Consider the following 12,286-nt stretch of genomic DNA (forward strand, 5'->3'; position numbering starts at 1 on the left):
GCGGGGCTCCTGCGGTGCAACAACCGCGGACACAGCCGCTTCTTATGACTCACGAATCGAGCCGGAGGCTCACTCGCCCAGCGTCCGCTTGCTCCGCAGCAGGTGGTGGTAGTGCTGGGCGAAGCGGTGCGATTCGTCGCGGACGTACTGCAGCAGCCTGAGGGCGAACGCGTGGCGGCTCAGCCTCAGCGGCTCGCTCTCGCCGGGGCGGTAGACCAGTTCCTCCTTCTTGGCGAGCGAGATCACCGTCGTGGGCGGCGCCACGCCGAGTTGCTCGAACGCCTCCATCCCCTTGGCGAGTTGGCCCTTGCCGCCGTCGATCAGCAGCAGGTCGGGGAAGATCTCGTCCATCTCCTTCAGCCCGCCGTAGCGGCGCGAGACGACCTCGCGGATGCTGGCGTAGTCGTCCACGCCGTCGACCTCGCGGATGCGGAACCGCCGGTAGCCCGGCTTGAACGGCATGCCGTCGATGAACCGCACGAGCGAGGCCACGGTCTCGCCGCCGCCGAGGTGGGCGATGTCGACCCCCTCGATCACCCGCGGCGGCTCGGCCAGGCCGAGCACCTTCTGCAAGCCGGTCACGCCCTTCTTGGGGTCGACGTAGAACACCTCGGGCTGCTCGTGCTCCTCCAGGTCGCCGCGCTCCTTGAGCCGCTCGAGGGCGTTGATCTCGTCGCGCAGCTTGGCGGCTTTCTCGAACTTGAGTTCCTTGGAGGCGAGCGCCATCTCCTCACGCATCTCCTTGAGCAGCTTCTTGCGGCCCCCTTCGAGGAAGGTCCGCAGCCGGGCGATGTCTTTGCGGTAGTCCTCCTTCGACACCCGCAGGTTGCACGGCGCCGTGCACTGGTCGATCGACGCCAACAGGCAGGGCCGGAACCAGCGCCAGCGCTCGTCGCCATCCTCGATGTCGAGCGAGCAGGTGCGGAACTTGAACGCCTTCTGCAGAGCCTGCAGGGCGCCGCGCAAGGCGCCGACGCTCGTGAACGGGCCGTACAACTTGGCCGACGACGACTTCGGCTCGCGGGTGATCTCGACCCGGGGGAAGTCTTCGTGGGTGGTGATCTGCAGGTAGGGGAACGACTTGTTGTCGCGCAGGTCGCGGTTGAAGCGCGGCAGGATGTCCTTGATCAGCCGCGACTCCATCAGCAGCGCGTCGACCTCCGACTCGGCGTCGAGGTAGTCGATTTCGTACGCCGCTTTGACGAGCCCCATCGTGCGGGGGTCTTCGGCGGCCGCCTTGAGGAAGTAGCTGCCGGCCCTGGCCCGCAGGTTCTTCGCCTTGCCGACGTAGAGGACCCGTCCCTTCTCGTCCTGGAAGAGGTAAACGCCGGGCGTCTTGGGGAACTTGCTGCGGACCTTCTCCCGGGCGCGCTCGAAGAACTCGGCCTGGGTCTTGGGCAAGGGGCGATCGTCGGCGGCCTCATCGCCAACGGCGGCGCCGTCGGGCGTGGTCTCGAGGACGATCGGCTCGGGCGCCTCGGCGTTGTTGGCTTCTTGATCCGGCATACAAGAAGCTTAGCGCGGGGGGCCCCGGGAGAGAAGGGCGATAGTGTTCAGCCGTCACCTGGGACGCTGCCGAAGCGGTCGCCACCCTCGGCGATCTTTTGTTCGATATCGGCGACGATCTTGCGGAGCTCCGCGATGTCGGATTCCAGCATGATGCGTGATAGCTTCCGCCAGACACTGTCCGAGACGCCTTTGCGAAGCCTCAGCAAGCCAGTCAAATCACTCTGGTACACATCGATGCGGTCGAAGCGGGCTTGGCGATAGAGCGATGGGATCGCAAAGAGCTTCATCAATAGCATGCCCTCTTCGGATGCACAGTGTACTTCGCGCTCGAAGTAGGGCTTCTTCGTGACGTGCTCCATGGCCACGGTCTTGAACGGTTCGTTGTCGCTGAACAGGGCGTCGACCCGTAGGTCGTCCAGCCAGGTGCGCGCGAACCGCTCGTTGATCTCCTCGACCCGCAGCTCGGGCAACCGGTCGAGGTCTGCACGGGAAAGCACCAAGTCGATGTCCTGCGTGTTGCGGCCCTCGACGTAGGAGAGCATCGCGACGCCGCCGGCGAGCACGTAATCCACGCCGCGTTCATCCAGCAGGTCGAACAGCCGACCGACCGTGGCGTAGAGGCGATTGAGGTCCATGCGGGCGACTCGCTCACCGTTTTTAGGATCGAACGCCACGCCGCAGACAACCGTCTCGGCGATGCTCACAGGGTCACGATTGGCAGGGGGGCTGGCCATGTCTCAATTATAGCCCAGCCGAGACAGTGGCGCGAACGGGAATCGGCCGACCTCCTTGAGGCAGTCGGTCGATTGGCCGCTGCCTTTGGCCCGGTACCTATACAAACTAGATAGTGAGTTGCCAAGAAGATCCCCCTCCTCCTTAAAGAGGAGGGGTTAGAGGAGGAGGCGCGCCGGGTACCAGGGTTCTGCCCCCTCCCCTAGCCCCTCCCCCTTCCGGGGAGGGGAATATACCGCATTGCATACGAGCTGCTTCCGATTGGAAGCCGCATCACGGCGCCAGCCGCAGCACCACCACCGAACGCGGCGGGATCGTCGCCTTCAGCTCGTCGCCGTCGAGCGAGGCGCCGTCGAACGCCGACGGCTTCACATTCTCCGGCTCGTCGAACGTGTTGTGGGCGTCGAGCTCCTCGGCGGTGAGGACCCGGCCGGTGACCTTGGCGCCGTCGGCGAGGCCCTCGATCTCGCACTCCAGCTCGACCGCCTCGCGCGGGTGGACATTCGAGATCGACACGTGCACAACGCCCTCCGAGTCGCGGGAGGCCGATACGCTCAGCGCCGGCATCTCGCGGTCGCCGTGCTCGTACTCGGGCGAATCGAGCTGAAGCGGCAGCCGCGTGGCGTCGTGGTGCACCTTGTACATCTCGAACAGGTGGTAGCTGGGGGTGAGCAGCATCTTGTCCCCCTCGGTGAGGATCATCGCCTGCAGCACGTTCACGACCTGGGCGATGTTGGCCATCGTCACGCGCTCGTTGTGCTCGTGGAAGATGTGCAGCGTTTGGGCCGCCAGCAGCGCGTCGCGGAGCGAGTTCTGCTGGTACAGCGCGTAGCCGGGTGTGCCGGGCTCGCCGGCGTACCACGCGCCCCACTCATCGACGTAGATGTCGATCCGCTTGTTAGGGTCGACCCGGTCGAACTCCTTCTCGACATTGCCAATGGCCTCCTCCATGCGCAGCGACTCGCTGAGGATGGCGGCCCACTCGTCTTCGCCAAAACCGGTGGCCGGAGTCTTGTCGCGCCAGCTCGGGTAAACCGTGTAGTAATGGAGCGACATCGCCCGCATGCCGCGACCGACGCGGTCGGCCATCACCTTGCTCCAGTTGGCGTCGAGGCCGTTGGGTCCGCAGGCGACGAGCGTCATGCGGTTGCCGCTCCAGCTGCGACAGAACGTGGCGTACTGGCGGTAGAGGTCGGCGTAGAACTCGGGGCGCATGTTGCCGCCGCATCCCCAGTTCTCGTTGCCGACACCGAAAAAGGGGACCTTCCACGGTTTGTCGCGGCCGTTCTTGCGGCGCTCGTTCGCCAACTCGCTGTCGCCGTCGAAGGTGAGGTACTCGATCCAGTCACGCATCTCCTGGGGCGTGCCGCTGCCAACGTTGCCGGCCAGGTAGGCGTCGGCGCCGATCTGCTCGCAAAGGTCCATGAACTCGTGAGTGCCGAAGGCGTTCGTGTCGATCACCTGGCCCCAATGCATGTTGATCCGCTTGGGACGTTCGCCCTTAGGCCCGATTCCGTCGCGCCAGTGGTAGTCATCGGCGAAACAGCCGCCCGGCCAGCGGAGATTGGGGATGCTCAGGTCCTTGAGCGCCTGGACCACGTCGTTGCGCATGCCGCGCGTGTTCGGGATCGAAGAGTCCTGGCCTACCCAGATGCCGTCGTAGATGCAGCGGCCGAGGTGCTCGGCGAAGTGGCCGTAGAGATGGCGGCTGATCCGCCCCTCGTCGCCCGCGGCGTCGACCTTGGCCGAGGCGCTGAGCGACTCGGCGGACGCGAGGTTCGCGGCGATCAGCAGGCATGAGGTTGCTAAGAGACGGAAAAGAAGGTCACCCATCGTTTTGATTGCCCTGCTGTTGAGGAGTCTGAGTGAGAATAGAAGAGTCGGATTCGGAGAAGAGGGGGGCGGCGGCGATCGCCAGGAGCACCTGCATCGTACTCAGGCTCACAGAGCCGCTCCACAAAGCACGAGAACACCCTGCGTCGCAGGTACCCAGCGCGCTAAGCGTCAGTTATTATGCATGAAATTCAGCTTTTCGAAACCTGCCCCTGAAATCTCCGTGGCGGGAATTGCTTATCCCACTCAGCTTAGGTTCACCCCTATGACACGTGCTTTTCTTGCGCTGATCGTCAGCGCGATGCTTGTGGCCGCCGCTCAGGCCGCCGAGCCGACCTGGCCCGAGCCGACCGCCGAGTCGAAGCCGTGGTCGCGCTGGTGGTGGCACGGCTCGGCCGTGGACGAAGCGAATCTCACGCGACTGCTGGAAGAATACGACGCGTCTGGCCTCGGCGGGGTCGAGATCACATGCCTCTACGGCGTCAACGGCGAGGACGAGTCGCGCGAGATCGACTACGAATCGGACCGCTGGGTCGAGGTGGTTACGCACGCCTTGGACGAAGCCGAGCGGCTCGGCATGATCGTCGACCTGCCGCCCGGCTCCGGTTGGCGGATGGGCGGGCCGAGCGTCGCCCGCGAGGACGGCAACGCGGAGGTGTACGTGCTGACCGACGAGGTCTCGTCGGGCAAGGCTTTCGAGAAAGACTACTCTCAGGCCACGCCGAAGCGCGGCCTGCCGCCGCAGGCGGTGGTGGCTTACGGCGCCGACGGCAAGACGATCGACCTGACCGACCGGCTCAGCGACGAGGGAGTCCTCGAGTGGACCGTCCCAGCGGGCGGGTCATGGCGCGTGGCGGCCGTGGGCATGCGGCTCTCGGGCGAACGGGTCAAGCGCGCCGGCCCCGGCGGCTCGGGGCTCAACATCAATCCTTACTCGCGGCGTTCGGTCGAGAACTTCTTGGCGGCGTTTGGCGAGAGCGTCGACAAGCTTCCTGAGGGCAAGATCCGCGCGTCGTTCCACGACTCGTACGAGTACAACGGCAGCTGGTCGGACGACTTCTTGCAGGAGTTTCAAGAGCGGCGCGGCTACCCGCTCGAGCAGCATCTTCTCGAGCTCTCCGGCGAATCGGACGACCTCGACGCGGTGGCGCGCGTGCGGTGCGACTACCGCGAGACGATGTCGGACCTGGTGCGCGACGCACTGATCAAACCGTGGATCGAGTGGTCGCACAGCAAGGGCCAGTTGGCCCGCAACCAGGCCCATGGGTCGCCGGGCAACTGGCTCGACCTGTACGCCATGGCTGACATCCCCGAGACCGAGAGCTTCGGCCGGCTCGAAGGGGGCGACGGGCGGCCGGCGTTGTTCCGCTTCGCCAGTTCGGCCGCCCACCTGGCGGGCAGGCGGCTGGTTTCGAGCGAAACCGCCACGTGGCTCGCCGAGCACTTTACGGTCGATCTCGGGCAGGTCAAAGAGATCGTCGACCGGCAGCTGATCTCCGGGATCAACCACATCATCTACCACGGCACGGCCTACTCGCCCGAAGACGCGAGTTGGCCCGGCTGGGTGTTCTACGCGTCGACGCAGCTCAACCCGCAGAACCCGCTGTGGCGCGACTTCCCGGCGCTGAACAAGTACGTCGGGCGTTGCCAATCGCTGCTGCAGGCGGGCGAGCCCGACAACGACCTGCTGGTCTACTGGCCGGTGCACGACGCCTGGAGCACCGGGGCCGAAAACGCCCACGCGGGCAACCTGCGGATGCCGCTCACGGTGCACAACGCCCACGTTTGGCTGTTCAAGAAGCCGATCGGCAAGGCGTCGGAGTGGCTCGACGCGAACGGCTACGCTTACGATTTTGTCAGCGACGCGCTGCTTGAAGGCTGCCGCGCCGAAGAGGGCGAAATCGTCGCCGCAGGGGGCTCGTACCAAGCCGTGCTCGTGCCGCACGCCGAGCTGATGCCGACCGCTACTCTCAACAAGCTCGCCAAGCTCTCGGCCGCCGGCTGCAAGGTGCTGTTCCTCGAAGCCAAGCCGACCTCGCCGCCCGGGTTCATGCCGACCGGTGAGCAGGAGGTGTTCGACGCGGTGCTGGCCAAGCTGTCAGACGCGCCGACCTCGGCCGACCTCGCCTCGCTGCTCGGCGACGCCGGCGTGCGACGCGAGCCGTTCGTCGCGGGAAGCGGTTTGCAGTTCGTCCGCCGTGAGCTCGCGGATGGGCCTTGCTACTTCCTCGCCAATCAAGGCGAAGAGGCGTTCGACGGCGCGATCGAGCTCAGCTCGCCGTGCGAGTCGGCCGTGCTGATGGACCCGGTCACCGGAGAGATCGGCGCGGCTAAAATCGCCTCGGGACAAGTCGCCGTGCAGCTCGAACCGGGCGAGACGGCGTTCGTCCGCCCCGGCGCCGCGTGCGACGAGGACTGGGTCTACCGCGACGCCGAGCAGGCGCCGGAGCCGATCGACGGCGAGTGGCGTGTCGAGTTCGCCGCCGGCGGCCCCGCCTTGCCGGACTCGTACACGACCGCGACGCTCGACTCGTGGACGGGGCAGGGGGGCGACGCGGAGCGCTTCGCCGGCACGGCGGCCTACACAACCACGTTCGACGCCCCGGCGGGCGAAGAGACGTTCGACCTCGACCTTGGCGAGGTCGCCGACAGCGCCCGCCTGGTGCTCAACGGCGAGGATCTCGGCGTGCGGTTCGCATCGCCCTTCCGCTGGCGCGTTGCGGGCCTGAAGCCGACCGGCAACGAGCTGCGGGTCGAGGTGACGAACGTCGCATCGAACCGGGTGCGCGACCTCGATCGCCGCGGCGTCGAGTGGCGGATATTCAAAGATATCAACTTCGTCACGATCAATTACAAGCCGTTCGACGCCTCGGACTGGCCCGTACGCGACGCGGGCCTGCTGGGTCCGGTCACGTTGACCCCCATCGGACAGTGAACATGAATCCTACTGCTATGCGTTTTCCCCTCTTGCTAATCGCCCTGATTGCGGCGGCGCCGCTGGTCTCGCTGACGAGTCTCGCTCGAGCCGCCGACGAGCCGCCGCTCGAGTGGACCGACCCCGACACCGGCTACCGGATTCACCGGCTCACGACGCGTGAGGGAGAGAACCGCTCGTTCTACTTCCACAACAACCCGTTCGTGCCGGCGGTGGATGGTGGCGACGACTTGATGGTCTTCTACGGCGCCGAGCCCGAGGACGGCGATGAAGACGACGGCAACAAAGGAGGTCCTGCAAGGCAGCTGTTCGTGATGAACCTCCGCACTCGCAACGTGCGTCAGTTGACCGACGAGCCGGGCGGCGTGCGGGGCGAGATCGTCGCGGCCGAGGCCCGCACGGCCTACTGCCAAGCCGGTCGCCGTGTGCTAGCAGTCAATGTCGACAGCGGCGAGTCGCGCCTCGTGGTCGAGCTGCCCGAGGACCTGCCCGGCAGCATCCGCAGCGTGAACGCCGACAACTCGCTGATCGTGGCCGTGTACGCCGACGGCATCAAGGAGATCTACGAGAAGCACCCCAAGAAGAGCAGCTACTTCGGCGTGATCTACGAGGCCAAGCTGCCGAACACGATGTTCACGATCGACACAACCTCGGGCGAGATCAAGGTGATCCACGAGGACAACGCCTGGCTCAATCACCAACAGTTCTCACCGACCGACCCCAACAAGCTTTCGTTCTGCCACGAGGGGCATTGGCACATGGTCCAAAGGATCTGGAACATGGACATCTCGACCGGCGAGGTGCAGCCGATCCACGAGCGCACCGTCCACCGCGAGATCGCCGGCCACGAGTTCTGGAGCCGCGACGGCAAGACGATCTGGTTCGACCTGCAGATCCCCCGCGGCGAGACCTTCTACCTCACCGGCTACGACCTGGCGACCGGCAAAGAAACGCGCTACGAGCACGAGCGGCACGAGTGGTCGGTCCACTACAACATCTCGCCCGACCAAACCATCTTTGTCGGCGACGGCGGCTCGGAGGGGAGCGTCGCCGGCTCGCCCGACGGGCACTGGATCTACCTGTTCGAGCCCGACGGCGACCGCCTCAAGTCGACGCGTTTGGCGAACCTCAAGGATCACGACTACGGCCTCGAGCCGAACGCCCACTTCACGCCGGACCAGCAACGGATCATCTTCCGCTCGAACATGCACGGGCCGACGCATGTTTACGCGATCGATCTGGAGCGGTGATGAATCGAGCGTGCTGCCGTCCGACGACCGTAGGTCGTCGGCTATTGCCCTCATGCTAGATTAGCGGTACGGGCGTGCATGTAGCCGACGACCTACGGTCGTCGGGCCGCGTGACAGGAATGATTACCTGACCTCTAGCATCCGCTCCAGCGCCACCAGGCTCCACTTCGCCGTCTCCTCGTCCACCGCGATCACGTTGAGCGGGTTGCCCGCGGCGTAGTTTTCTAGCGTCCAGCACAAGTGCGCCAGGTCGATGCGGTACATCGTCGCGCACATGCAGACGACGGGCGACAGGAAGTGGATCTCCTGCTCCGGGTGATCCTGCTTCAGGCGGTTCACCAGGTGCAGCTCGGTGCCGATTGCCCATTTGGTTCCGGCGGGGGCCGATTCGACCGCCTGGATGATCGCGCCGGTGCTGCCCGACTCGTCGGCGAGCTCGAACACCTCGCGCGGGCACTCGGGGTGGACCAAGATCTTGATGCCCGGGTGCTGCTTGCGGAACATCGCCACGTGCTCGGCCTTGAACATCTGGTGGACGCTGCAGTGGCCCTTCCAGAGGATCACCTTCGACGACTGCAGCTGCTCTTCGGTGCTGCCGCCGAGGTCGGGGGCGTACGGGTCCCAGACCGGCATCTGCTCGTCGCTGATGTCCATGCCGAGCGCGGTGTTGCGACCCAGGTGCTGGTCGGGGAAGAACATCACCCGGTCGCCCCGCTCGTAGGCCCACTCCATCGCCGCCCGCGCGTTGGAGCTCGTGCAGACGATGCCGCCGTGGCGGCCGACGAACGCCTTGAGGCTGGCGGCCGAGTTGATGTACGTGACCGGGATCAGCCGCTCGGTGTCGATCACCTCGGACAGTTGGTCCCAGGCGTCCTCGATCTGGTCGATCGCGGCCATGTCGGCCATCGAGCAGCCGGCGGCCATGTCGGGCAGGATCACCCGGACCCGCTCGCCGCCACGCTCGGCGAGTTTCTCGGGGCGGTTGGCGAGGATGTCGGCCGTTTCGGCCATGAAGTGGACGCCGCAGAAGGCGATCACCCGGCAGTCGTCGCTGCCGGCGGCCAGCTGGCTGAGCTTGTAGCTGTCGCCCGTCAGGTCGGCGAGCTCGATCACCTCGTCCTGCTGGTAATGGTGGCCGAGGATCAAGAGCCGCTCGCCGAGCGAGTCGCGGACCGCCTGGATGCGGTCGCGGAGCTCGTCGTTCGAGAGCGACTTGTAGGCTTTGACGTCGGGCGAGGGGGCGGCGGTGGTGGGCATGAAAGCAGGGGTTCGGAGGGCAAGCGTAAGGCAAAGGAGAGAACCGCACAATTATACGCGACAGCCCCCGGCGGGGGGATCGTCCGCTAGCAGGCGGTTTAGTGCGGGGGCTAGCAAAGTCCCCCCAGGGACCAGGTTCCCTGGAAGCGGTTGCCCCGGGGGCAGGCCCCTTAGGGAATGGCCCCTTAGGGAATGGGCCCCTTAGGGAATGGGCCCCTTAGGGACTGGGCAAAGTTTGCCGGTCGGGAAGGCCGATAGGTAGCCAAGGGCGTGCACCATAGCCCACTGCACGCCGCTAGCACTCCTTGAATCCTCGCTCCCCCCAACACCCCTGTATGTCGGACCTCACCCCCGAACTCGCTCCGGAGATCTTCGCCGCCTGCCAGGCCAACGCCGAGAAAGCGAGCGAAGCGATATCGCGGGCGTTCGACGGCGAATTCGTGCTCAAGGCGGCCGAACCGGTCGACCACGACCCGGAGGCGTTGCCTTCGGGGATCGACGGTCCCGGGCTGGCGGTGGTGTTCACCTGCGGCGAGAGCGGCGCGGCGGTGTTGCTGCCGGCAGCCGAGGGGCTGTTGCCCGACTGGCTCTCGGCGCCCGACCCGGCGGGTGCTAGCAAACTCCAGGCCTTGGGTGAGGAGCTCGGCGCGTTGCTGAGGCCCGACTCGCTGGCGGCGGATGGGACTCGCTGCGAGTGGGTCGAAGACCTAGCGGCGGCGCTCACCCGCGGCGCCCCGGTCCGAGGGTCCAAGCTCGTCTCGATAGAGGTCGCGTCGGGCGAAACACTCGGCCAGCTGAGCCTCGTTTGGCCGCTGCAAAAACCCGCCGATTTCTGGCCCACGAGCGACAAACCTGCCGCCGACGAGGCGGCTCCCGCCAGCGACGCCCGCCCTGCTGCGCGGCCGCACCCGCGCGACTATCGCGAGTTGCCGCCGTACAGCGTCAGCATGCTGCAAATCAAAGTGCCGCTGACGGTCACCCTGGCGTCTAAACGGCAGAGCATCGACGACATCTTGTCGCTCACGCCCGGCGCCATCATTTCGTTCGACAAGCCATGCGATGGGCTGCTGGAGCTGACCGCCGACGACCAGCCGGTCGCGGTCGGCAGCGCGGTGAAAGTGGGCGAGCGTTTCGGCCTGCGGGTCAGCGACATCGTCATGCCGGACGAGCGCTACCTGAAAGTCACCGGCTGACGCCCACACTAACCGCGTTCGGCTCGGCGTTTCTGCCGTGCGGCATGTCCGGACAGCGCACAAAAAAACCGCCCGGGAACAAGTCGTTCCCGGGCGGTTTTGTTTAGCAACTCTCTGTCACACCAGCTCAGTTGAAGAAGCTGGCGCGGACGACGTCACGCTGACGGCCAACGGCCGCGTTCGGATCGGCCATCGGAGCGGGCGGCATCGGGGCCGCTTCCTCCTCGACCTCAACCGGCGAGGGCGCCGAAACCGGCGAAGACGCCGGGGCCGAACCGCAACCGCAGTTGCCACAGCCACACGAGGGCTCGCAGCCACAGCTGGGGTCAGCACAGCAGCTCGGCTCGCAGCACGAAGAGCAGCAGCCCTTGTGCTTCAGGCCACCGAACAGCTTGTCGAGCAGGCACGGCTTCTTGCAGCAAGGGTCACAGCAACCCGTGTCGCAACCGCAGCTCGGGTCGGCACAGCAGCTCGGCTCGCAGCAGCCATCGCCACAGCAGCCGGCGTCGGTCGCACAGCAGCTGGGGTCGGCACAGCAGCTCGGCTCGCAGCACGAAGAGCAGCAGCCCTTGTGCTTCAGGCCACCGAACAGCTTGTCGAGCAGGCACGGCTTCTTGCAGCAGGGGTCACAGCAACCCGTGTCGCAACCGCAGCTCGGATCGGCACAGCAGCTCGGCTCGCAGCAGCCATCGCCACAGCAGCCGGCGTCGGTCGCACAGCAGCTGGGGTCGGCACAGCAGCTCGGCTCGCAGCACGAAGAGCAGCAGCCCTTGTGCTTCAGGCCACCGAACAGCTTGTCGAGCAGGCACGGCTTCTTGCAGCAGGGGTCACAGCAACCCGTGTCGCAACCGCAGCTCGGGTCGGCACAGCAGCTCGGCTCGCAGCAACCGTCGCCGCAGCAACCGTCGTCGGCACAGCAGCTAGGATCAGCACAACAGCTGGGGTCTGCACAGCAGCTGGGCTCACAACAAGAGGAGCATCCGCCGTGCAATCCGTCGAGCAAGCCGCCGCCGAAGCTCTGGCTCGCCAACGAAACGCTCAGCATCAGCGCTCCAAAGAGGTTCCACTTCATCTGTCCATCTCTCCTTAGGTCACCGTTCCAATTCCGTTCTCGGGCACGCCGCGCAATCGCCCTGACTGACTTCCGGCAACGCGCGATGCCGCTCCACGCTAGCCGCGTGGCCGCGGTCCCTCGGTTTGCGACCCGAGAGGCGTTTGCCAACGTAAAGGGCACTTAAAAGTGCCGGGAGGCAGTCGGAGTTTTCGTTCGGCCCGAGGGGGGGGAATGGGCACGGGGGGGGAGCGTCAACGCCAGTCGAGTCACTCCTTGACTCGATTCAATCCGGCCGGCGGGTTGACGCGGTATGTCGCTGCCATCACAGGTCGCGACACCCAACCTATCGGCGAGCTGGAAAAGACCGCTTGAGTGTCGCAAGCGTTTTCCCACAAATGGTTTACGACGACTGTGGCGCAAAGAATCCGGCCTCGGAAAGGTGGTCCGATTGTAACGGAAGTAACACTCCTGCCTCGGCGCGATTGGCCGCACGACCACGACACTGATATCCTTTGAGAGCCGC

At 65.8% G+C, this 12,286-nt stretch carries 8 protein-coding genes; 3 read left to right on the forward strand and 5 right to left on the reverse strand.

Annotated features, from left to right (window positions below; all coding sequences use genetic code 11):
* Window positions 1–69 precede the first annotated feature (69 nt).
* The 3 genes from Mal64_RS10385 to Mal64_RS10395 all read right to left on the reverse strand — a co-directional run bounded on the left by Mal64_RS10385 (window position 70) and on the right by Mal64_RS10395 (window position 4,074).
* Window positions 70–1,506 carry an excinuclease ABC subunit UvrC gene (locus Mal64_RS10385; RefSeq protein ID WP_146399811.1) on the reverse strand — a complete coding sequence of 479 codons (1,437 nt, stop codon included), beginning with the start codon at window positions 1,504–1,506 and terminating at the stop codon, window positions 70–72.
* 47 nt (window positions 1,507–1,553) lie between these two features.
* On the reverse strand, window positions 1,554–2,213 hold the full coding sequence (locus Mal64_RS10390; RefSeq protein WP_146399813.1) for a nucleotidyltransferase family protein: 660 nt from the start codon (window positions 2,211–2,213) through the stop codon (window positions 1,554–1,556).
* A gap of 301 nt (window positions 2,214–2,514) precedes the next feature.
* Window positions 2,515–4,074 (reverse strand): alpha-N-arabinofuranosidase, encoded by a 1,560-nt coding sequence (locus Mal64_RS10395; RefSeq protein ID WP_146399815.1) that lies wholly within the window; start codon window positions 4,072–4,074, stop codon window positions 2,515–2,517.
* 265 nt (window positions 4,075–4,339) lie between these two features.
* Here Mal64_RS10395 and Mal64_RS10400 point away from each other — a divergent pair, with 265 nt between their 5' ends.
* A complete protein-coding gene (locus Mal64_RS10400) occupies window positions 4,340–7,009 on the forward strand; it encodes a glycosyl hydrolase (protein ID WP_197525641.1) in 2,670 nt (889 codons plus the stop codon).
* Window positions 7,010–7,026: 17 nt separating this feature from the next.
* On the forward strand, window positions 7,027–8,259 hold the full coding sequence (locus Mal64_RS10405; protein ID WP_197525642.1) for an oligogalacturonate lyase family protein: 1,233 nt from the start codon (window positions 7,027–7,029) through the stop codon (window positions 8,257–8,259).
* A gap of 123 nt (window positions 8,260–8,382) precedes the next feature.
* On the opposite strand, the gene nadA is transcribed toward Mal64_RS10405, so the two are convergent.
* Window positions 8,383–9,516 (reverse strand): quinolinate synthase NadA, encoded by a 1,134-nt coding sequence (gene nadA, locus Mal64_RS10410; protein WP_146399822.1) that lies wholly within the window; start codon window positions 9,514–9,516, stop codon window positions 8,383–8,385.
* Window positions 9,517–9,851: 335 nt separating this feature from the next.
* Here nadA and Mal64_RS10415 point away from each other — a divergent pair, with 335 nt between their 5' ends.
* A complete protein-coding gene (locus Mal64_RS10415; RefSeq protein ID WP_146399824.1) occupies window positions 9,852–10,709 on the forward strand; it encodes a flagellar motor switch protein FliM in 858 nt (285 codons plus the stop codon).
* Between the two features lie 127 nt (window positions 10,710–10,836).
* Here the strand turns inward: Mal64_RS10415 and Mal64_RS10420 are convergent, their stop codons facing one another.
* Window positions 10,837–11,781 (reverse strand): hypothetical protein, encoded by a 945-nt coding sequence (locus Mal64_RS10420; protein WP_146399826.1) that lies wholly within the window; start codon window positions 11,779–11,781, stop codon window positions 10,837–10,839.
* Window positions 11,782–12,286 lie beyond the last annotated feature (505 nt).

Origin of the sequence: Pseudobythopirellula maris (assembly GCF_007859945.1) — a bacterium.
Lineage (GTDB): Bacteria > Planctomycetota > Planctomycetia > Pirellulales > Lacipirellulaceae > Pseudobythopirellula > Pseudobythopirellula maris.

Coding starts and splice junctions, on each gene's coding strand:
- nadA (WP_146399822.1), bottom strand. CDS start 9,516: ATGCCCACCACCGCCGCCCCCTCGCCCGACGTCAAAGCCTACAAGTCG.
- Mal64_RS10395 (WP_146399815.1), bottom strand. CDS start 4,074: ATGGGTGACCTTCTTTTCCGTCTCTTAGCAACCTCATGCCTGCTGATC.
- Mal64_RS10385 (WP_146399811.1), bottom strand. CDS start 1,506: ATGCCGGATCAAGAAGCCAACAACGCCGAGGCGCCCGAGCCGATCGTC.
- Mal64_RS10400 (WP_197525641.1), top strand. CDS start 4,340: ATGACACGTGCTTTTCTTGCGCTGATCGTCAGCGCGATGCTTGTGGCC.
- Mal64_RS10405 (WP_197525642.1), top strand. CDS start 7,027: ATGCGTTTTCCCCTCTTGCTAATCGCCCTGATTGCGGCGGCGCCGCTG.
- Mal64_RS10415 (WP_146399824.1), top strand. CDS start 9,852: ATGTCGGACCTCACCCCCGAACTCGCTCCGGAGATCTTCGCCGCCTGC.
- Mal64_RS10420 (WP_146399826.1), bottom strand. CDS start 11,781: ATGAAGTGGAACCTCTTTGGAGCGCTGATGCTGAGCGTTTCGTTGGCG.